The sequence below is a fragment of the Schaalia odontolytica genome, assembly GCF_005696695.1.
GTDB lineage: Bacteria > Actinomycetota > Actinomycetes > Actinomycetales > Actinomycetaceae > Pauljensenia > Pauljensenia odontolytica_C.
In genome coordinates this window covers 1,138,378-1,159,683 of sequence record NZ_CP040006.1, presented here as the reverse complement: position 1 = coordinate 1,159,683, position 21,306 = coordinate 1,138,378, and the positions used below count along the sequence as shown (strand labels likewise).

The window sequence follows — 21,306 nt, the reverse complement described above, 5'->3', positions numbered from 1 at the left end:
CGGCGCCCCTCCCACGAGGAACACAAGCCCTATGCTGGGAACATGGAATCCATGCTCGCAGCGTCGCTTCGCTCCCCCGGTGCCCTGGTACTCGACGAACGCCCCATCCCAACACTCGGCCCACGCGACGTTCTCCTCTCCGTCGAAGCAACAACCCTGTGCGGCACGGACCTTCGCATTGCGACTGGACAGAAAACGAACGGCGTCACCCCGGGTGTGATCCTCGGGCACGAAATTGCCGCACGCGTGTGGCGCGTTGGAAGCGAGCTCACCGCAGGGGTCGACGTTCCCGCTCCGGGCACGCAGGTCGGACTCGCTCCGGAGATCGCCTGCGGACACTGCGCCCCCTGTACTAGCGGCCGCTCCAACGTGTGCGCGAACATGCGCCTATTCGGAACGGGGGTGGATGGAGGCCTCGCCGACCTCGTCCTCGTCCCCGAAGAAGCGCTCGCCTGCATCACCCCCGTCGCTCGCGAGATCGCCCCGCCTCACCTCGCGCTCGCCGAGCCGCTCTCGTGCTGCCTGCGCGCTACAGCACGCCTGCCCATCGAATTCAACTCCCGTGTACTCGTTCTGGGAACTGGCCCGATCGGCCTCATCCACTGCGCACTCGCGGTTTCTACCGGCGCACGCGTCATGGCGTGCGGACGGCAGGCACGCCTCGAACCCGCGCGAGCAATGGGAGCCGAGGTGACGACCAGCGCCCAAGGCGAGGATCTTGTGCGTGAGGTCCTCACGTGGACTGACGGCGTTGGAGCAGACGTCGTCATCATCGCAGTCGGAGCCCCAGACCTCGTCCCCGTTGCCGCTCAGTGCGCGCGCATCGGCGGCCACGTGTCCTTCTTTGCAGGCTTCCCCGCGGGAGCGATGACTCAGATCGACCCCAACCTCCTGCACTACCGGGAGCTGACCATCAGCGGCAGCGCGAACGCGACCCTTGACGACTACGCGGCGGCGGTTGATGCGCTCTCGAGCGGACGCATTGACCTATCACCGCTCATCACACACGAGTATGAGCTGTCCGACGTCAGCGACGCCCTCGACGCCGTGCGCACACGCGCTGGCCTGAAGGTCGCCGTTCGCCCGAGGGGCATCACCGCCCTTTAGTCGAGGAGCCCGCGCAGGTCCGCCTCGCTCAGGCGAGCGCCCGTCCCGGTCCCATTCATCACCGAAGAAATGAGCTGGCGCTTGCGATCCTGAAGTTCCACGACCTTCGCCTCGATCGTGTCAGTGGCAACCATTCGATAGACATTGACTTTCTTCGTCTGACCGATGCGGTGCGCGCGATCAATCGCCTGCTCCTCCGCGGCAGGATTCCACCAGGGATCCATGACGTAGACGTAGTCCGCCTCGGTGAGGGTCAATCCTGAACCGCCAGCCTTCAGCGAGATGAGGAAGACTTGCGCATCGCCCGAGCGGAACTTCTCGATGACCTCAGCGCGACCACGCGTTGAGCCATCGAGCTGAACGACGGATATTCCACGGCGCTCAAGCATGTGCCGGATACGTTCCAGGAACGAGGTGAACTGGCTGAACACCAGCGCCTGATGCCCGAGTGGCACGATCTCGTCCAGCCGATCCGCCAGGTACTCGATTTTTGCCGACCCCACGTGCGCATACGACTCCTCGACGAGAGCCGGATCGAGCGCTAGCTGACGCAGCCTCGTAATCGACGCGAGCACACTCATTCGGTTCGCATCCACGTCTCGCAGCAGGTCGAGAATCCGGGCGCGCTCGCGGGCCAGGTACTGATCGTAGATATGGCGGTGTTCCTTGCCCAAATCGACGCGCACAATGTCGACGATCTTATCGGGCAGATCCGGAGCGACCGCCTCCTTCGTGCGCCGCAGAACAAAGGGCGCGACGTACGCCGTCAGACGCCCGAGCATCGCCGGGTCCGCGCCGTTTTCGATGGGCCTGCGCACCTGCTGCTGGAACGTTTCCCACGGGGGTAGGAGGCCTGGGCACGTCAAGGAAAGCAACGACCACAGGTCTCCCAGTGAGTTTTCGATGGGGGTACCCGACACCGCCAACTTCCAGGGCGACTCAAGATCGCGAAGCGCACGGTAGGTTGCAGTGCGGGGGTTTTTCACCGCTTGCGCTTCATCGATGACAACTCCGCCGAGGCGCACCTGGTTCCACTGCTCCGCCTCCAGGCGGGCGAGCGTGTAGGAGGTGACGACGATATCCGTATCGGCAACCTCCTCCTGGATCGTCGTCCCACGGCGCGTGGCCGTTTCGGTCACCGCGCGCACGCGCAGGTGCGGTGTGAAGGTGCGCGCCTGGTCTATCCACACGCCGACGACGGAGGTCGGCGCCACGACGAGAACAGGCGAGGGATCGCCAGCGGGTGCATGCGCTCGCAGCGCTGCCACAGCCGACAGGATCTGGACGGTTTTTCCCAGGCCCATGTCATCAGCCAAAATTCCACCGATTCCACCGGACAAGCGAGCCGTCAACCACGCGTGGCCGTGCCGTTGGTACGGCCGCAGAACCGAGCTGAGCGATGGTACCGGAGGTAGACCTTCATCCGAGGAGCCGTCGCGCAGTGGAGCAACCCGCGTCCTCCACGCATCGCTGATCCTCACGTGGTCGGATGCGCTCGCGAATAGATCGACGACGCCGACTTGCATCGGCGTGAGCCTGAACCCCTCGCCGTCCCACCCCGCCAGGGTGCGCGCCTCTTCCAGCAATGTCGCCAAGGAACGAATACGTTCGCCGTCGAGGCGCACCCACGTTCCCTCGACCTCGACGTATTCCTGCCCGCCTGCGATCGCTTCGAGCGCATCGCGCACGCTGATCGTGACGGCACCGAGGCGCAGGCGCACGTTGAGGTCAAACCAGTCGCGTTCGGCCGGATCAACGCTCACATCGACATCGAATCCGTCTTCTCGCACGTCGATGGCACGCACATCCTCCGCAACGTCCCACACGAGGCCATCGATGCCCTCAGTATCAACAACCGCTTCCAAGAAGGCGGGAACACGCCACGGAGACAGCCTCCCGGTCGTCGGAGGCGCGGTCCACAGGGCGGAGTCCAACCCGCGTCCCCACAACTCGACGCGCCCCACGATCTCGGCCACGGCCTCGTCGTCCGCGCAGTGGGCCACAGGAGTGCGCGAGCGTGACTCACCCTGACGATACTCGGCCCACCAACGCACAACGACAGATTCCCCGTCGCGTCGCACCGTGCCCACGAGCGACACGTCCGGGCGAGCCTGAGCGTCAAAACTGCCATCGGAGGAAGCCATCGAAAAACGCCTGAGGAGGGCGGGCAGCCACGTGCCACGAAACTGCGCAACATCTGCGGCAGGAATATGCAGGCCTCGATCGAGAGGAAAGCCGTCGAGCGTTCCTACACCCTCAATCCGCGCGATTCCGCGCCCTCCATCCAGCAGGAGCACACTCGCGTCGCGGTCGATGCGCGGCCTCGTGATCACCTCGTCTCCGTTACGCGCGACGACTCTGACGTCAAGGCCGTCGTCACTGGATCGCACATCAATGTCCGCATCCCAGGTTGCGTGCGAGAGCACCACCTTCTCATCGGCCTCAGTCGAGGCGTAGAGTTCAACCCCGGCCCGTACCAGGCGTGCCAGCCACGCGTAGGCATGCTCACCCAGCGAACTGAGCGTCACCTCCGTGCGCGAGTGCCACGAACGCGATTCACGCGACAGGCGGTACCCCTCGCGCATGAGCGAGACATGCGTGGGATCCAGCCCATCCGTCACTGACGCCCACTGCGTCGCCGTCAAATCGAGCCACGAAGCCCTCTTCGTCGTCCACCCGGATGAGGAGCTTCGGCGCAGCGGGATGAGAGACGGCTCAACCCCGGGATCATGCGCATCGACGACGAGGGCCAACGGCTCGCCCAGGCGGTCGCGGTCAGAACCCAGCATCTGCTCGAGGACACGGCTCCACTCAGGCACCGAGCGCTGCTTGTCGCGGGCATCCTCGCGCCCAACAATGAGCGTCGCGACCGTATGGGGACAATCACTGCGCAGCGGGCACGCACACGCGAGGGAGGGACGCACAGCGCCCTGTGCGACGCGCACGCGATAGGTCAGCCCGGCTTCCTTCACGCGTGCTTCAGCCTGCTCCCCATCCTCGCTCCAGGAGAATTCACGCACCGCGCCACTGCGCGCTAAACGCAGGCCATTCGCCCACGCCGCCGGGCCAACGAGGGCCATCATGTCATCATCCGACAGCGAGGCCAGCGTGTGCGACAGAGATACCATCCTTTCAGTCTACGGCACCCACCCATCCCCAGCACCGGCTCACTGGGACAGTCCCTCGATCGCCCACTCCCCCTCCTTCCAGACAAGGAGAACGTCCCGTCCGTCCTCAAGCAGAGCCCTCATGTAGGCGCGCGGTCTCTCCTGCGCCCACCACCGACCTCCCACTGGCCAAGGCCCTTCCACCCGCGAGATAGCCGCACGGCGCCCCCTCCCCGACACTGATTGCGAGACATCACGCTCGCTCACGAGGTAGGCGGGTGCAGCACTCAAGGCCCCTCGGTGGTCCACACGCACGTCGTCGAAGGCCCCCGATGCGCCAACAATCCTCACACGCACGGGCTCGTCAAAAAGCGTCGCCGGAGGATGAGAGATGCGTCCCTCCCACGCCCCCTCATGCGGGCGAAGGAGAGGCTTACTCCCCCACCTGGTCATCACAACACGGCTGCGCGGATCGTATCCGCCCTGTACCCGCGGAATCAGGAGAGAATCTGGCCCCGCCATCCCCTGAATGCGCACGACGCTACGCGAGACATCGCGCTCGCGGTCTGACCTCCCCCACAGTGCTGATGCACTGCGCCCCACCCGCGGATCGCACGCGGTGACGCGTATGCAGGTCACCGCGCCACTGGGCCCTTCGATACCCGAAGTCCACCCCGCGAGCGTCCACCGGACACGCAGCGCAACGTCGTCGGATGCGCACACGTCACATCCGCTCCACGTGCGAGTGCGCTGACCGCCCCCGGCATCCTCCACATCGATGCGCAGGGTCTGCGAGACGAGCCCGCCCCGCCCCAGCCTCTGAGACAGATCTCGTGCGATGCGCCCAATGGGCACCATCATCGTATCGATGGACTCTCCACCCACATCAATGACGCACTCCATCGTGATGTCTGGTTGAATGCGCCCGGCCAGCGTGATGGCGCTGTCGCCTCCGGAGGCGAGATTCCAGAGTTGTTCACCGACGTCGCCGAAGCGCTCGCACACACGACCTCGCCCCAGTGCCAGAAAATCCGCGCACGTGTGAACACCTAGGCCCGTCAATAGCTCGATGGTGTCAGCTGCTCTATCAGCCATCGCGACAGGAACGGCCCACAGGGCACGATGTAACGGGACGCGCCCCAGAAATGATTGGCTTTCTCCGGCAGGAACAATGCGCCCCTCGCGCGCCGCCTCCAGGGATGCGACTGGACCATCGGCGATGCCAACAAAACATTCAACGCCGACGGACTCCTCGATCGCCGACACCAGAGCCAAGGCCGCGGCCTCCTCACTCCCATGCCAACGAGCGGGACCGCGCGCCCGACACCTAGCTACCCCGGGGCGCACGCACTCCACCCCGGCCGCCACTGAATCGAAAGCATCGACAACGGCGCTAAACGCTCGCGCCTCGCGATCAGGGTCGCGAGGCAAGCAAACGAGATCGGGACACACATATGTCGCCTCTCGTACGCTCATGTCACTCCTGACTCCGGCGCTCCGAGCAGCGCCGCTGGCAACCTCGATGCGTTCACTATGTACGACGGCCCCAGCGCCACCCGGCGGCAGATCGACCACGAGGCAGTGGACGGGCCAATCGGGCACCCACACCACCATGTCACGCACTTAGACCACCAGCCGCATCCGTTGACGCACCGCATCGCGAGAGAACCCCGGCCAGGGGCGCAGTGTCACGATGGTGCGTCCCATCGATCGGGCCCGAGCCGCCAGGGCCCGCTGCTGTGCGCCGGACAGCTCAGGAACATCGAGACAGACAACATCGCAGGCTTCTATCAGAAGGGAACACAGGTCCCCCACCTGGTGATCTTTCCCCGCGTTTAACACCAGCACACGGTCGAGGTCCATCCCCTGCTGCGAGGCCCATTCCCAGCCGATATTGCTCACTCCGCACACGCCGATCCACCCCTCGGAGGGGCACACATCGAGCAGTAGTCGGATGAGTTCAGCCCTGCCCGTCGGCCCCAGAAGGACAGGAGAAATCCCCGACTGCGCATGCTCGATATCGTCACGCGCTCGCAGGCCAACAGCCTGTTCGGCACGGTTCAACACGTCGCGCGCCGCCAGTAGTCGCGCGTGCGCATCGGTCATAACTCCCCTCCCAACAATAGAACATGTGTTCGACACTGGAAGTGTAGAACCCTGCTCATACATCTGCGTCCCGAACGCCGATCGCGCGCGAATAGGTCACAATGGAAACACCGAGAAAGGAGCACGCATGAACATCGACCAGCGCCCCCTTGCCCCCAGCCCCTACGAGGGCCTGGAAGTCCCCATGTTTACGCTGTCATCGAGCGTTCTCACCGACGGCGCGCCTATGCCCGAGTCGGCGACCGCCGAGGCCGGATCCCTTTCCCCGGACCTCACCTGGCACGGTTTCCCCGAGGACACGGCGAGCTTCATGCTGACCTGCTTTGACCCGGACGCCCCGATCCCCTCGGGCTGGTGGCACTGGGCAATTCTTGACATCCCGTCGTCCATGACCCACCTGGAGGCGGGTGCCGGAGCATCCGACCTCATGCTGGACGGTCCGGCTTTCCATCTGCGCGGCGATGCGGGAGAGGCCTCCTACTTCGGAGCCGCTCCCCCCGCCGGCGACCGCCCCCACCGCTACGTATTCACGGTGCACGCCCTCGATACGGATTCGCTGGGGCTCGACGACGACGCGACCCCAGCCATGGCCTCGTTCGTGGCGCTCGAGCACACGATCGCACGCGCCTCCCTGACCGTGACCCACCAGGCCTGAGGATTATGCTGCACATTATTTTTTGGGAGCCGGAAATCCCCGGCAATACGGGTGCCGCTATTCGCCTGTCCGCGTGCACTGGATCGATGCTGCACTTGGTCAAGCCGCTGGGCTTCGACATGGACGACGCGAAGCTCCGCCGCGCAGGCCTGGACTACCACGACCTCGCGCACGTTATGGTGCACGATTCTCTCGATGAGGCACTCGCCGAGGTTCCAGGGCGCGTCTGGGCGCTCACGGGCCACGCGACCACTATGTACTCCGACGTCTCCTATGCCGATGGAGACGGCCTCCTCTTTGGGCGCGAGTCGGTCGGCCTGTCGGAGGATGCGATGCATCATCCGCGTGTGGAGGATCGCGTGCGCATTCAGATGGTTAACGGGGTGCGTTCGCTCAACTTGGCCAACTCCGCATCGATCGTCCTGTACGAGGCCTGGCGACAGCTGGGTTTCCCGAACGGCGTCTAACTCCACGACGGAAAGATGACGAACGAGGCCCGGGTCGGATTACTCCGCCGGGCCTCGCTTACTGCGTTCATCGCTGGATCAAGCAGTGGGTCAGTGCGCCCTCCACGGGGCGGATGGACGTTCGACCTGCTCTGCGAGTGAGACGATCCTGCGCGGATTCGAGCGCCACATCCAGATCAGGCCGATGATCGACACGATAAAGGGCAGGAAGTAGAAGTCGACGCCGAAGCCAGTCCACGCTGAGCGTGCGGAATTCAGCTCATCCAAGCCGAGCGATGCAACCCACAGAATAATCGGAATAGCAATCGACAAAGAGATCGTGACCCAACCAACGATGCGCATGCGACGCCCGTTGTGGGTGAGCGCCGTGGCTGCGACGAGATAGTCAATGCCTGCGAGGAGAGCAACGATGCGCGGACCCCAGGGCTGTCCCTGCGCATGAAAAAGATCGAGGATGGCCGTCACGAGAATCCAAGCTCCGAGGAGCCAAAAGAGAGCAATGATGATGCGGCCAAGTCCAAGCGACGGCGGGCGCTGATCGCGCGCACCGACGGCCTCGTTCGTCGTGTCATGTCCGTGCACAGGTCTGATCCTACCGACAGCATTGTCGCGGCGCATCGCATGAGAGATGAGTGCCGCGAGCAACTATGCCGTGTGGCCTGATGCACCGCGATGGAACACTGAGCTTCAAGACAGCGTTGCGCAAACGTGGGACAATGGACCTATAAGGACCGTGAGGCCCGTCATGAAAACAACCATCTGAGCTTCGGCTCATCAGCGAGGAGTTTTAAACCTTGAGCGAATCGACCTACGACATCGTCATTCTGGGTGCGGGTTCCGGCGGCTACGCGACCGCCCTGCGCGCTGCGCAGCTGGGCATGAAGGTCGCCCTCATCGACGGTGACAAGGTGGGCGGCACCTGCCTGCACCGCGGCTGCATCCCCACCAAGGCATACCTGCACGCTGCAGAAACGGCCGAGGCCGTGCGCGAGTCGTCCAAGTTCGGCGTCTCCTCCACCTTCAACGGCATCGATATGGCTCAGGTGGGCAAGTACCGCGACTCCGTCATCTCCGGCCTGTACAAGGGCCTGCAGGGCCTGCTCAAGTCTCGCAACGTCGAGGTCATCTCCGGCTGGGGCCGCCTCGCCGACGCGAACACCATCGAGGTGAACGGCCAGCGCATTACCGGCCGCAACATCGTTCTGGCGACCGGCTCCTACTCGCGTTCGATCCCCGGCCTCGAGATCGGCGGCCGCGTGATCTCCTCCGACCAGGCCCTTCAGATGGATTGGGTTCCCTCCTCCGCCGTGATTCTTGGCGGCGGCGTCATCGGCCTGGAGTTTGCCTCCGTGTGGCGCAGCTTCGGCGCCGAGGTCACGATCATTGAAGCGCTGCCCCACCTCGCCAACAACGAAGACGAGGCCATCTCCAAGCAGCTCGAGCGCGCCTATCGCAAGCGCGGCATCAAGTTCCACACGAACACTCGCTTCGCCTCGGCCACGCAGAACGAGCAGGGCGTGCACGTCACGACCGAAGACGGCAAGGCTTTCGACGCCGACGTCCTTCTGGTCGCAGTTGGCCGCGGCCCCGTCACCGAGGGCCTGGGCTACGAGCAGGCCGGCATCACGCTGGATCGCGGCTTCGTGATCACCAACGACCGCCTGCACACCGGCGTTGGAAACATCTACGCGGTCGGCGACATCGTTCCCGGCCTTCAGCTGGCACACCGCGGCTTCATGCAGGGCATCTTCGTCGCCGAAGAGATCGCCGGCCTGAACCCGACCATGCAGGCTGATATCAACATCCCGCGCGTGACATTCTGCGAGCCGGAGATTGCCTCCGTCGGCATGACCGAGAAGCAGGCACGCGAAAAGTTTGGAGACCAGGTGCGCACCGTCGAGTACAACCTCGCCGGCAACGGAAAGTCGTCTATCCTGGCCACATCGGGCATCATCAAGCTGGTCTCGGTTGAGGGCGGTCCGATCGTGGGCTTCCACGGCATCGGCGCGCGCATCGGCGAGCAGATTGGTGAGGGCGAGCTCATGGTGAATTGGGAGGCATACCCCTCGGATGTCGCTTCCCTGATCCACGCACACCCCAGCCAGAACGAGTCGCTTGGCGAAGCGGCTATGGCGCTGGCAGGCAAGCCGCTCCACGTCCACAACTGACCGAAAATTTTTTAATAGGAGAACACACATGGCAACTTCAGTGACCATGCCCGCTCTGGGCGAGTCCGTCACCGAGGGCACCGTCACCACGTGGCTCAAGCAGGTCGGCGACACCGTCGAACTCGACGAGCCCATCGTTGAGGTGTCCACGGACAAGGTCGACTCCGAGGTCCCTTCCCCCGTGGCCGGCGTCCTGCTGGAAATCCTGGTCCCCGAGGATGAGACTGTCGAGGTCGGCACCGAGATCGCTCGCATTGGCGATGCGTCTGAGGCTTCGGCAGCCCCTGCTGCTGCACCCGCGGCTGCTCCCGTCGAGGCTCCGGCAGCGCCTGCTGCAGCTCCTGTTGAGACCGCTGCCGCCCCTGCCTCCGCTCCCGCGCAGGGTACTGAGGTGCGCATGCCCGCTCTGGGCGAGTCCGTCACCGAGGGCACCGTCACCACGTGGCTGAAGTCCGTGGGCGACGCCGTTGACGCCGACGAGCCGCTGCTCGAGGTCTCCACGGACAAGGTCGACTCCGAGGTCCCCTCCCCCGTGGCCGGTTTCCTGGCAGAGATCCGCGTTCCCGAGGACGAGACCGTCGAGGTCGGTACCGTCGTCGCGATTATTTCGTCGTCGGCCCCCTCTGCTGCTCCCGTCGCCGAGGCAGCTGCCCCGGCCGCTCCGGCCGCCCCCGCGGCACCGGCCGCTCCGGTTGCCCCAGCTGCTCCCGCAGCGCCCGCTGCCCCGGCAACTCCGGCAGCTCCGGCAGCTCCGGCAGCTCCGGTTGATCCCTTCCCGAACGCCTCGACGCTGGCGCAGACGGCTTCCGCTGCTCCGGTCGTTGAAACCCCTGTTGCCGTGACCGGGTCCGCGTATGTCACCCCGATCGTTCGTAAGCTCGCCCGCGAGCTCGGCGTCGATCTGGCGTCCGTGTCGGGCACGGGTGTCGGCGGCCGCGTGCGCCGCGAGGACATCGAGGCTGCCGCCGCTGCCGCCCGCGCTGCCGTTGCTGCTCCCGCCGCGCAGGCAGCCGCCGTTCGCGAACCCTCGCCGCTGCGTGGCACGACCGAAAAGATGTCGCGACTGCGTCAGACGATCGCCCGCCGTATGGTCGAGTCTCTGCAGACCGCGGCTCAGCTGACCACGGTTATCGAGGTCGACGTCACGAAGGTTGCCGCTCTGCGCGCGCGTTCGAAGGACGCGTTCCTTGCCAAGCACGGCACCAAGCTGACGTTCCTGCCCTTCTTCGTGAAGGCCGCGACCGAGGCCCTCGCCTACCACCCGAAGATCAACGCGACGATCAACGACAAGGAGGTCACGTACTTCGATTACGAGCACGTGGGCATCGCCGTTGACACGCCGCGCGGTCTGCTGGTCCCGGTGATGAAGAACGCCGGAGACAAGGACATCGCGGGCATCGCCGCCTCGATCAACGATCTGGCTGCTCGTACTCGCGACTCGAAGATTGGCCCCGACGAGCTGTCCGGCTCGACGTTCACGGTGACCAACACCGGTTCGGGCGGCGCGCTCTTCGATACGCCGGTCCTCAACATGCCGGAGACCGCGATCATGGGCGTTGGCACGATCGTGAAGCGTCCCGTCGTGATGAAGGGTGCCGACGGCGCCGACGTCATCGCGATTCGCTCGATGGTCTACCTGTCGCTGTCCTACGACCACCGCCTGGTTGACGGTGCCGACGCTTCGCGCTTCCTCATGGATGTGAAGAAGCGCCTGGAGGAAGGCGCGTTCGAGTCCGACCTCGGACTCTGATCCTCACCGAACGCTGATGGGGTGGGCCTCGCATGAGGCCCACCCCATCACTGTCGCCTGGACGTTCACCGAGCATCTTAGGCGTTATTTCGGCGTTATTGCGCCGCCGCACCACTATCCTGATCAACGGGCTCAGCCTTCACGACCTTTCCCGACACTGGATCGACGCGCACGCGAAGATCGGTTACTTGGGGCTCCGAGCGCTTCTCACACGTTCCAGCGCGACATGTTTCCGAGGTGAGAACCGTCAACGTCGCACCGACATCGATGGCGCCCGGCTCACAGGCTAAGACGGACACATCACCGATCTGGGAGGACAACTGCGAGACGCGCACTCCGTCGCTTTGCATCGTTGCGATGCGCTGCTTGTCTTGATCGAGCAGCTCGCCACCGAGAACGCTCTCGAGAGACGTCGGGTCACCGGCGACTACGGCTTCGTCGCGTGTGCGGATCGCACGATTAATCGTTTCTGACAGGGTAGAAACATCGCACGCGCTCCCAGTCGACTGCTCAAGCGATTGTGAGGGATCGCTATGGACAGATACTCCCGATTGGCCACCGCTTACACCGCTGCGCAGCAAGCCGTAGGCCATGATGGACACACCTGCGATGATCGCCGTCAGCCCCATAGCGAGGACGCCGAGCGCTCGGCGCCGACCACGCTGTGATTCCTGTCTTCCGCCACGCACATTCTGCGGTGTCGACGCAGCCAGGCGCTCGGGCCGCCCATCTCTGAGGGTATCTTCGCGCAGTGCCGCAGCGCGCAAGTCAGCGATGACGCGCTCGGGATCCACGGGCTCACGCGAAATAGGGTGCTCGACAGGATCGTCAACAACGGGCGTCGCTTCTGCAAGACAATCGTTAGGCTCATCGAAGCCGAGCTCAGCCAGTGCCTCGTCCATGTGCAGAAGGTGCGCGAGCTGACGCAGGCACGCGCGATCAGCCCCCTGCCCACTGAGCCCTTGGCTCCACCCGGGGGTTCCGTCATGCTCTCCCAACTCGTCGACGAGATCGATGATGACCGCGCGGCCGGATGGCGTCACGATGATGTTGGAGGGCGTTAAATCCCCGTGGACGATTCCAGCGCTGTGCAGAGCACTGACTCCGGCGGCAATTCCTTCGATGATCTGGCGCCTTGTCGCGATTGGACGCAAGTCGGGCGAGCCAATTTCCGCATCGAGGGGACGTCCTGCCACATAGTCGTAAACGATTGCCCAGCGGCCGTCATCTGATCGCGCAACATCGCGCAGGGCAACAACGTGTCGCGACGTGATCGAGGCCCATGCCTTCCACCGCTCGAGGCAGCGCTCTCCATCTCCGGCGGCGCGTAGCGACAATAGCGCCTCACCCGCATCCGTGCGCGTACGCCATACGGGGCCCGTCGCCCCGATATGGAAGATTTGGCCAACGTCGTAACCGCCAATGTTCATACCGACATTGTCCAAAGCGAATCAATGTGATGCAACTCATTTCACAAAGTGCCTGATCGGACGGGTGGACTTTCGATCATCAATTGCACGTACAATAATGAGGCTATGAGTGAATCGAATCCCCCCGGCAAGAGGCGCTTCTATCAGAACGTCCTCGACGCATACCGACTGACCAAACGCACCTACCCGGCACTTCCGTGGATGCTTCTCGGAACGGCCGCTGCGGTGATCGCCATCTTCATGCTGGTCGCCTGGCTGACCAACATGTCGTTTATTGGCTGGCTTGTCGTCGGCATTATGGGCTCGTTCACCGCAGCCCTCTTGCTGTTGAGCATTCTGACCCGCCGCGCACTGTACTCGCAGGTCGAGGATACGGCGGGTGCCGTGAAGGTTGCGCTGTCCCAGATTCAGCGCGGCTGGGTGATTCCCGAGCAGCCCGTGGCGTACACGCGCGAGCAGGACCTCGTGTGGCGCATTGTTGGCCGGGCCGGCGTCGTTCTCATCTCCGAGGGCCCCACGTCCCGGGTTCGCCCCCTCCTCCAGGCCGAAACGAAGCGCGTCACCAAGGTCATGCGCAACGTTCCTGTTCATCAGATCCAGGTGGGTCACGATGACGGGCAGATCGCTCTGAAGGATCTGCAGCGCGAGCTGCGCAAGCTGAAGAACGTGCTGACCCCCGAGGAAGTTCCCCAGGTCTCGGCACGCATCAACGCTCTCCGATCGGGCGAGCCTCCCATTCCAAAGGGCATCGATCCTCTCCGCGCCAAGCCGTCACGCCGTGCACTTCGCGGCAACTGAACCTCTCAAGTGGGCAAGCACCATGTGCTTGCCCACTTGTGTATCCACGATCCGAGACTCATTCGACACGCATAGTATGCACATGGTTGCATATTCAGTACACGACAACGCTCGAATCACGGATACTGAGGAACATAATCATGCACACCAAGAAGCTTCTCGCCACGCTCACTCTGGCCAGTACCGCGACCGCAATGGCCGCATGCGCAGACCCCACGACGAGTACGAGTACCGCAGACGCGACGACAGGGACAGCCGCATCAACCACCTCACACTACGACGTCTCATCGATCCCGACCGTCGACGAGATTGCAGCGCTCGTCCCGAACGACATTAAGAAGCGGGGCACCCTGCGTAACGGAGCTTCTACCGGATATGCACCTGCCGAATACATGGATGCTGATGGACAGACTCCCATTGGCTATGACATTGACATTAACAAGGCGCTTGCCAAGGTCATGGGTCTGAATGCCGGGGAAACGAAGCACTCCGAATTCCCCACGATCATCCCCGCTCTCGGCACGAAGTTCGACGTGGGTATCTCGTCATTCACCATTACCTCCGAGCGCGAGCAGCAAGTCAACATGGTGTCTTACCTGAACGTCGGATCCGCATGGGGCGTCGCTGCTGGCAATCCGAAGAATTTTGACCCGTCTAACCCGTGCGGCGCGACCATTGCGGTTCAGACCGGCACGGCTCAGGAGGAATACGCGGCCACGCTCTCTGACGAGTGCGTCGCGGCCGGCAAGGAAAAGATCATCGTCATGCCGCACGAGCTCCAGACGGACATCGCCACCAAGCTGATCGGCGGCCAGTACGACGCAACCCTCGCGGACTCAACAGTCATTGGCTACACGAGCTCGCAGTCTGCCGGCAAGATTGAGCAGCTTGGCGACACGTTTGAGTCAGCCCCTCAGGGCGTGGCGGTCGCGAAGGATGACGCGCAGCTTGCTGAGGCGGTCCAGAAGGCTATGCAGTACCTGATGGACAACGGCTACCTCACCGACATTCTGGCGTCCTACGGCGCTGAGGATGCAGTACTGACGACAGCTGCACTCAACCCGACCGTCGACTGATTCGCGGCACGCTACGCATAATATGCATTTATGTGCATATGGGTGCATAATGGTAGCAATCACGGGCCACGGCCCACTCCCATCGGAAGGCAGATCATGACCATCTCGAAGGCACACGCCCTCATCGTCCTCGCAGCCGCAGCTGCTCTCCCTCTCGCCGCCTGCGCGGATCCGACGTCGACCAGCTCGTCGACCAGCGGATCTGAGAGCACCTCGGCCGCGGCAACCACGGCCTCGTACGACGTGTCGAAGATCCCGACCGTCGACGAAATCGCCGCCCTGGTTCCCGCCGAGGTCAAGGAGCGCGGCACGCTCCGTAACGGAGCCTCCGCCGACTACGCACCCGCGGAGTTCCTCGGTGACGATTCGCAGACCCCTCAGGGATACGATGTCGACATCAACAAGGCGCTCGCCAAGGTCATGGGTCTGAACGAGGGAACCACGAACCACGCTGAGTTCCCGACCATCATTCCGGCGCTGGGCACGAAGTTCGACGTGGGTATCTCCTCCTTCACGATCACCTCCGAACGCGAGGAGCAGGCGAACCTGATCTCCTATGTTGAGGTGGGCTCCGCCTACGGCGTCGCTGCGGGCAACCCGAAGAATTTCGATCCGACCAACCCCTGTGGCAAGACGATCGGTGTGCAGACCGGTACCGCGCAGGAAGACTACGCAACCGAGCTGTCGGAACAGTGCGTAGCCGACGGCAAGGACAAGATCACCATCATGCCGCACGACCTGCAGACCGACATTGCTACGAAGGTCATTGGCGGCCAGTACGACGCCACCTTCGCTGACTCGACCGTTATCGGCTACACCGCGTCTCTATCGGGCGGCCAGATCGAGCAGGTCGGTGACGTCGTCGAGTCCGCCCCGCAGGGCGTTGCCATCAACAAGAACGACGAGCAGCTGACACAGGCCGTCCAGAAGGCTATGCAGTACCTGATGGACAATGGCTACCTGAAGGACATCCTGACCACCTATGGCGCTCAGGACGCAGCGCTGACCACCGCCGAGCTGAACCCGGCGACGAACGACTGAGGATCTCATGGCAACCATCAAAGACGGCGTTGAGCTGATCGACGCGAAACCAGTCCCCCGCCCGGGGAGGTGGGCAAGCGCAATCGTCGCGGCAATCCTTGCGGCAATGGCAGCCCACGCGCTGGTAACGAACGCGAACTTCCAGTGGCCAGTCGTGTTCCAGTGGCTGTTCTCGCGTTCGATCATGCAGGGCGTGCTCTTCACGATCATCCTGACGATCCTCGCAATGGTGGTGGGCACCGCTCTCGCCATCACGATGGCGATCATGCGCCAGTCCGTGAATCCGGTCCTGCGCTGGGTGGCGATGGCCTACATCTGGTTCTTCCGCGGAACCCCTATCTACACGCAGTTGATTTTCTGGTCGCTGCTGCCCACGCTCTACCCGAAGCTCTCCTTCGGTGTGCCGTTCCTCGGCTCGCTGTGGGGCTGGGAGCTGACGTTCGATACGGCCACCTACTTCACGCCGTTCTGGATGGCGTTCATTGGCTTGGGCCTGAACGAGGGCGCGTACCTCGCGGAAATTATGCGTGCAGGCCTGCTGAGTGTCTCGAAGGGCCAGTGGGAGGCCGCCACCGCGCTGGGAATGCCGCGTGGAACGATCTTCCGCCGCATCATCCTTCCTCAGGCAATGCGTGTGATTGTGCCGCCGATCGGAAATGAGACAATTTCGATGCTGAAGACGACCTCCCTGGTCTCGGCGATTCCCTTCACCCTCGAACTTACGTTCATTGCGCGTCAGCGTGGCCAGGCGACTTTCGCTCCCGTGCCGCTTCTGATTGCGGCTGCGATTTGGTACCTTGTCATCACGAGTCTCCTGATGTGGATTCAGTCCTTCATCGAGAAGTACTACGGCAAGGGCTTCGAGCGCCGTGACAACGCCGGTGCCCACTCCCCCGCCACGTCATCTTCTTCCGATGACGACGAAGATGCCAAGGCCACCAAGCTCAAGTTTTTGGATGTGACACCATGACGACTACGACGCCCATGGTCTCCGTTCGCGGAGTCCACAAGTTCTTTGGCGACCTGCACGTCCTGCGGGGCATCGACCTGGATATCGCTTCCGGCGAGGTCTGCGTCATCCTTGGTCCCTCGGGTTCGGGCAAGTCGACACTCCTGCGCTGCCTGAACATGCTCGAGGACATTAGCGCCGGCCGCGTGTACGTCGACGGTGAGCTGCTCGGCTACCGTGAGGACAAGGATGGCGTGCTCCACGAGCGCCACGATAAGGAGATCGCTGCTCAGCGTTCTCGGATCGGCATGGTGTTCCAGCGCTTCAATCTCTTCCCGCACAAGACGGCGCTCGAAAATGTCATGGAGGCCCCCGTTCAGGTCCTCAAGCGTTCGAAGAGCGAGGCACGCGCCCAGGCTCTCGAACTGCTTGATCGCGTCGGTCTGGCTGATCGCGCGGACCATTACCCGGCGGAGCTTTCGGGCGGGCAGCAGCAGCGAGTTGCCATCGCCCGTGCGCTCGCCATGGATCCGGAGATCATGCTCTTTGATGAGCCGACCTCAGCGCTCGATCCCGAGCTCGTCGGCGAGGTACTCCAGGTTATGCAGGACCTCGCTGCATCGGGCATGACGATGGCGGTTGTCACTCACGAGATCGGGTTCGCCCGCGAAGTCGCGGACCAGGTTGTTTTTATGGATGGTGGCGTGATCGTCGAGGCCGGAGCCCCCTCCGAGGTCATCGATAACCCGAAGTCTGAGCGAACCAAGGAGTTCTTCTCCAAGGTTCTGTAACCTTCTGACGACAAAGGCCGGGGCTGGCGTGTTCCAGTCCCGGCCTTTGTCGTACCCGCACCGCGGTGCCCGCAGTGGTGCCGATGCTGTCGTCAGGTGAGGGTAACGAGGTCCAGGTAGCTGTCGTCCCACAGGTCCTCATCGGCGTCAGGCAACAGCAGGACGCGCTCGGGGTTGAGTGCCGTGACAGCGCCGGGGTCGTGCGTGACGAGGATGACGGCGCCCTCGTAGTCGCGCAGGGCCGCGAGGATCTCTTCGCGCGAGGCGGGGTCGAGGTTGTTGGTCGGTTCGTCGAGCAGCAGGACGTTTGCGCCCGAGACGACGAGTGTTGCTAAAGCGAGGCGGGTCTTCTCACCGCCAGACAGCACGGACACGGGCTTTTCGACGTCGTCACCTTGGAAGAGGAACTGGCCGAGAATGTTGCGCACGTGGGTGTCGTCGAGGGTAGGGGCGGCCTCGGCCATATTTTCACGAATCGTGCGGGTCTCATCAAGGGTCTCGTGCTCCTGGGCGTAGTAGCCGAGCTTGAGGCCATGTCCGGGTACGACACGGCCGGAGTCCGGCTCCTCAATACCGGACAGGAGCCGCAGGAGCGTCGTCTTGCCGGCGCCGTTGAGGCCGAGGACGACGACTTTCGAGCCGCGGTCGATCGCGAGGTCCACACCGGTAAACACTTCGAGAGAACCGTAGGACTTCGACAGCCCTTCAGCAGTGAGGGGAACGCGGCCCGATGGTGCCGGGTCGGGGAAGCGTAGGCGCGCGACCTTGTCCTGGACGACCTCTGAACCCGCCTGGGCGAAAAGCTCTTCGGCCCGGCGCAGCATCTGCTGTGCGGCGACAGCCTTCGTGGCCTTCGCGCGCATTTTCTCGCCCTGGGCCTTGAGGTGTTCGGCCTTCTTCAACGCGTTGGCGCGTTCCTTACGGCGACGGCGTTCGTCTTCCTCGCGCTGCTTGAGATAGGCCGACCAGCCGAGGTGATAGATGTCGATCTGTGCGCGGTTCGCATCGAGGTAGAACACCTGGTTGACAGTGTCACCCAGCAGCTTGACGTCGTGCGAAATGATCATGACGCCGCCGGGGAAGGTCTTGATCCAGTCACGCAGCCAGACGATCGAATCGTGGTCAAGGTGGTTCGTGGGTTCGTCCAGAAGCAGCACGTCTGCGTCCGAGAAGAGCACGCGGGCTAGCTCGACCCTGCGTCGCTGACCACCGGAGAGAGTATCGAGGGTCTGATCAAGCACCCGGTCTTCAAGCCCCAGCGAATGCGCAATCTGGGCCGCCTCGGCGTTGGCCGCCCAGCCGCCGGAGTTCGTAAACTGCTGGTCGAGCTTCACGTAACGTTCCATCGCGCGCTGCTGACGAGCGCCCTCGGTCGTTGACATCTCGTGTTCGGCCTTGCGGATACGGGCGATAATCGAGTCGATGCCACGCACGGAAATGATGCGGTCGCGGGCCTTCATCGACGGATCACCCACGTGCGTGTCCTGCGCCAGGTAACCGACCGTCCCATTCGACGAGATGGTGCCGGTGTATTCGGCGGCCCCTCCGCGGTCGCCTTCGCCTGCTAGCAACCTCATCGTCGTCGTCTTACCCGCGCCGTTACGGCCAACGAGGCCGATACACATGCCTTTGTCGATACGGAAGCTCGCGTGGTTGACGAGCTCGCGGGGGCCGATGCGCAACGAGAAATCCTGGACGTTAATCACCCTCCAAGAGTAGAGGGAGGGGTGCGTGTGGGCGAATCAACCCGCCTGCGAGGCGGCGCTGTTGCGCATGATCACGCAAGGAGCGGGCACAATGGGTGTCGGAATTAACCGATATCTACTCTGCTTTGCGAGGTTTCATCCCATGTCCGATAGCCCGGTCCCGTCTGGATCGGCGCGCCCCACGCGCGCCCTTGACATCGTCTCCGTTGCCTTCGTGGCGCTGCTGCTCATATCGAATATCGCCGCAACCAAGGCGTTTATGCTCGGCACGTCCACGCACTACCTCATTTTCGACGGGGGCGCGATCCTCTTCCCGCTCACGTACATCATCGGCGATGTGCTCTCGGAAGTCTACGGATTTGCTCGGGCTAAGCGTGTCATCATCATGGGTTTTGTGGCCTCCCTGTTGGCCTCCCTCACTTTCTTCATCGTGCAGTATCTGCCTCCCGCCCCGGATTACGAAAACCAGGACGCTTTTGCGGCGGTCCTCGGCGTCGTGTGGCGCGCGGTCTTGGCTTCCCTCGTTGGCTACCTGGCTGGCCAGCTCCTCAACTCCTACGTGCTCGTGTGGATTCGTCGCCGCTGGGGCGCGAAGCACCTGTGGGCCCGCCTCATCGGCTCGACGATCGTAGGCGAGGCAGCAGACACCATCTTGTTCTGCACGATCCTCTTCTACGGCGAGATGTCGCTGGGCAATTTCATCAACTACACCGTCACCGGCTACTTCTACAAGGTGCTCCTTGAGGTCATCCTGCTCCCCCTGACCTACCCGGTCATCGCGGCCATTCGCCGTACGGAGGGACTGAAGAAGGACGAGGTTTTCGACCGATGAACGACAACTGGCTGTCCGCTCCCGCTCCCGAGCAACTCACGCCTTTCGAGGCACCGGCCTCGGAGGGAGCGCACCATCCCGATAGAGGCTTCACCATCGGGCACCGCATGGAGTCACACGGAGGCCTCGGACGCACCGGCGTCATCCACACCGCGCATGGAACGATCGCGACCCCCGCGTTCATTCCCGTCGGCACGAAGGCCAACGTCAAGGCCCTCACGCCCGAGATGGTGCGCTCGCTGGGTGCTCAGGCCGTCCTTGCGAACGCCTACCACCTGTACCTGCAGCCGGGGTCCGACATCGTCGATGAGGCCGGCGGTTTCGGTCAGTTCATGAACTGGTCTGGCCCCACCTACACCGATTCGGGCGGCTTCCAGGTCCTGTCTCTTGGAGCCGGCTTTAAGAAGGTTCTGTCGCAGGAGTTCTCCGGTCAGGCCGACCCGACCGACCCAAAGGTCCAGATGCAGGCGATTAAGGCGTCCAACGCGGTCGTGGACGACGATGGCGTCATCTTCTCCAGCCACATCGACGGTACGAAGCATCGCTTCAACCCCGAGGTGTCGATGGGAATCCAGCACCAGCTCGGCTCCGACATCATGTTCGCGTTCGATGAGCTCACGAGCCTCCTCCACCCGCGTTCCTACCAGGAGGAATCCCTCGAGCGCACCCACGCGTGGGCAGCCCGATGCCTCGCCGAGCACAAACGCCTGACGGAAGAGCGCTCTCACAAGCCGTATCAGCAGCTGTGGGGGGTCATTCAGGGTGCTCAGTGGGAGGACCTGCGTCGCCAGGCCGCGCGCACGATGGCGGACATGGAGGTCGACGGCCAGCGCTTCGACGGATTCGGCGTCGGTGGCGCACTCGAGAAGGAGAACCTCGGCACAATCGTCTCGTGGGTGTGCGAGGAGCTGGGCGAGGATCGTCCCCGCCACCTCCTGGGTATCTCCGAGCCTGAGGATCTGTTCGCGGGCGTCGCAGCCGGTGCCGACACCTTCGACTGCGTCAATCCGTCGCGCGTCGCACGTAACGCCGCGATCTATACGCCGGACGGGCGTTTCAACATTACGAACGCACGCTTCAAGAGGGATTTCACGCCGCTCGTTGAGGGCTGCGGTTGCTACACCTGCACCCACTACACCCGCGCGTACATTCATCATCTGTTCAAGGCGAAAGAGATTTTGTCGGCGACACTCGCGACCATTCACAACGAGTGGTTTACACTGCGTCTCGTCGATGGAATCCGCGCATCGATCATCGACGGGTGCTTTGACGAGTTCCGTTCCGACATGCTTGGCCGTTACGAGGCCGGGCGCCGCCGCTGAA

18 protein-coding genes are annotated in these 21,306 nt (G+C 63.4%); 12 read left to right on the top strand and 6 right to left on the bottom strand.

Features of this window, described 5'->3' with window-relative positions:
* Positions 1–42: 42 nt before the first annotated feature.
* Positions 43–1,107, top strand: a complete 1,065-nt coding sequence (locus FBF35_RS05100; RefSeq protein ID WP_082632885.1) for a zinc-binding dehydrogenase — start codon at positions 43–45, stop codon at positions 1,105–1,107.
* Here the strand turns inward: FBF35_RS05100 and FBF35_RS05095 are convergent.
* Genes FBF35_RS05095 through FBF35_RS05085 form a run of 3 tightly spaced genes read right to left on the bottom strand, consistent with a single transcriptional unit; the run spans position 1,104 to position 6,320 of the window.
* Positions 1,104–4,235, bottom strand: a complete 3,132-nt coding sequence (locus FBF35_RS05095; protein ID WP_060567252.1) for a DEAD/DEAH box helicase — start codon at positions 4,233–4,235, stop codon at positions 1,104–1,106. The two genes, FBF35_RS05100 and FBF35_RS05095, sit on opposite strands and share 4 nt — an antisense overlap.
* A 39-nt stretch (positions 4,236–4,274) precedes the next feature.
* Positions 4,275–5,828 carry a DNA polymerase Y family protein gene (locus tag FBF35_RS05090; protein ID WP_060567521.1) on the bottom strand — a complete coding sequence of 518 codons (1,554 nt, stop codon included), beginning with the start codon at positions 5,826–5,828 and terminating at the stop codon, positions 4,275–4,277.
* 9 nt (positions 5,829–5,837) lie between these two features.
* Positions 5,838–6,320, bottom strand: a complete 483-nt coding sequence (locus FBF35_RS05085; RefSeq protein ID WP_060567251.1) for a hypothetical protein — start codon at positions 6,318–6,320, stop codon at positions 5,838–5,840.
* Positions 6,321–6,447: 127 nt separating this feature from the next.
* Between FBF35_RS05085 and FBF35_RS05080 the strand changes: the two genes are divergently transcribed.
* Positions 6,448–6,975, top strand: coding sequence for a YbhB/YbcL family Raf kinase inhibitor-like protein (locus FBF35_RS05080; protein ID WP_060567250.1), 528 nt, complete (start codon positions 6,448–6,450; stop codon positions 6,973–6,975).
* A 5-nt stretch (positions 6,976–6,980) separates the two neighbouring features.
* Positions 6,981–7,442, top strand: a complete 462-nt coding sequence (locus FBF35_RS05075; protein ID WP_060567249.1) for a tRNA (cytidine(34)-2'-O)-methyltransferase — start codon at positions 6,981–6,983, stop codon at positions 7,440–7,442.
* Positions 7,443–7,532: 90 nt separating this feature from the next.
* Here the strand turns inward: FBF35_RS05075 and FBF35_RS05070 are convergent, their stop codons facing one another.
* Positions 7,533–8,024, bottom strand: a complete 492-nt coding sequence (locus FBF35_RS05070; protein ID WP_187348977.1) for a hypothetical protein — start codon at positions 8,022–8,024, stop codon at positions 7,533–7,535.
* 212 nt (positions 8,025–8,236) lie between these two features.
* On the opposite strand from FBF35_RS05070, the gene lpdA reads away from it, so the two are divergent.
* Both lpdA and sucB read left to right on the top strand, forming a co-directional pair.
* Positions 8,237–9,610 (top strand): dihydrolipoyl dehydrogenase, encoded by a 1,374-nt coding sequence (gene lpdA, locus FBF35_RS05065; RefSeq protein WP_007589040.1) that lies wholly within the window; start codon positions 8,237–8,239, stop codon positions 9,608–9,610.
* A gap of 28 nt (positions 9,611–9,638) precedes the next feature.
* Positions 9,639–11,360 carry a 2-oxoglutarate dehydrogenase, E2 component, dihydrolipoamide succinyltransferase gene (gene sucB, locus FBF35_RS05060; protein ID WP_060567247.1) on the top strand — a complete coding sequence of 574 codons (1,722 nt, stop codon included), beginning with the start codon at positions 9,639–9,641 and terminating at the stop codon, positions 11,358–11,360.
* A gap of 95 nt (positions 11,361–11,455) precedes the next feature.
* Here the strand turns inward: sucB and FBF35_RS05055 are convergent, their stop codons facing one another.
* On the bottom strand, positions 11,456–12,790 hold the full coding sequence (locus FBF35_RS05055) for a protein kinase domain-containing protein (protein ID WP_060567520.1): 1,335 nt from the start codon (positions 12,788–12,790) through the stop codon (positions 11,456–11,458).
* Positions 12,791–12,895: 105 nt separating this feature from the next.
* Here FBF35_RS05055 and FBF35_RS05050 point away from each other — a divergent pair, with 105 nt between their 5' ends.
* From FBF35_RS05050 to FBF35_RS05030, 5 genes are all read left to right on the top strand, one after another.
* Positions 12,896–13,588: a DUF4191 domain-containing protein gene (locus FBF35_RS05050; protein WP_060567246.1), complete on the top strand. Its 693-nt coding sequence runs from the start codon at positions 12,896–12,898 to the stop codon at positions 13,586–13,588.
* Positions 13,589–13,728: 140 nt separating this feature from the next.
* Positions 13,729–14,664: an ABC transporter substrate-binding protein gene (locus tag FBF35_RS05045; RefSeq protein ID WP_060567245.1), complete on the top strand. Its 936-nt coding sequence runs from the start codon at positions 13,729–13,731 to the stop codon at positions 14,662–14,664.
* A 96-nt stretch (positions 14,665–14,760) separates the two neighbouring features.
* Complete coding sequence (locus FBF35_RS05040) at positions 14,761–15,705, top strand: ABC transporter substrate-binding protein (protein WP_060567244.1); 945 nt, start codon at positions 14,761–14,763, stop codon at positions 15,703–15,705.
* Between the two features lie 7 nt (positions 15,706–15,712).
* Positions 15,713–16,675: an amino acid ABC transporter permease gene (locus tag FBF35_RS05035; protein ID WP_060567243.1), complete on the top strand. Its 963-nt coding sequence runs from the start codon at positions 15,713–15,715 to the stop codon at positions 16,673–16,675.
* Positions 16,672–17,445: an amino acid ABC transporter ATP-binding protein gene (locus tag FBF35_RS05030; RefSeq protein WP_060567242.1), complete on the top strand. Its 774-nt coding sequence runs from the start codon at positions 16,672–16,674 to the stop codon at positions 17,443–17,445. Before FBF35_RS05035 ends, FBF35_RS05030 begins: the two co-directional genes overlap by 4 nt.
* 92 nt (positions 17,446–17,537) lie before the next feature.
* On the opposite strand, the gene FBF35_RS05025 is transcribed toward FBF35_RS05030, so the two are convergent.
* On the bottom strand, positions 17,538–19,151 hold the full coding sequence (locus FBF35_RS05025) for an ABC-F family ATP-binding cassette domain-containing protein (RefSeq protein ID WP_060567241.1): 1,614 nt from the start codon (positions 19,149–19,151) through the stop codon (positions 17,538–17,540).
* A gap of 142 nt (positions 19,152–19,293) precedes the next feature.
* Between FBF35_RS05025 and FBF35_RS05020 the strand changes: the two genes are divergently transcribed.
* Both FBF35_RS05020 and tgt read left to right on the top strand, forming a co-directional pair.
* Positions 19,294–19,983: a queuosine precursor transporter gene (locus FBF35_RS05020; protein WP_060567240.1), complete on the top strand. Its 690-nt coding sequence runs from the start codon at positions 19,294–19,296 to the stop codon at positions 19,981–19,983.
* Complete coding sequence (gene tgt / locus FBF35_RS05015) at positions 19,980–21,305, top strand: tRNA guanosine(34) transglycosylase Tgt (protein ID WP_060567239.1); 1,326 nt, start codon at positions 19,980–19,982, stop codon at positions 21,303–21,305. The genes FBF35_RS05020 and tgt overlap by 4 nt, the downstream gene beginning before the upstream one ends.
* Position 21,306: the final 1 nt, after the last annotated feature.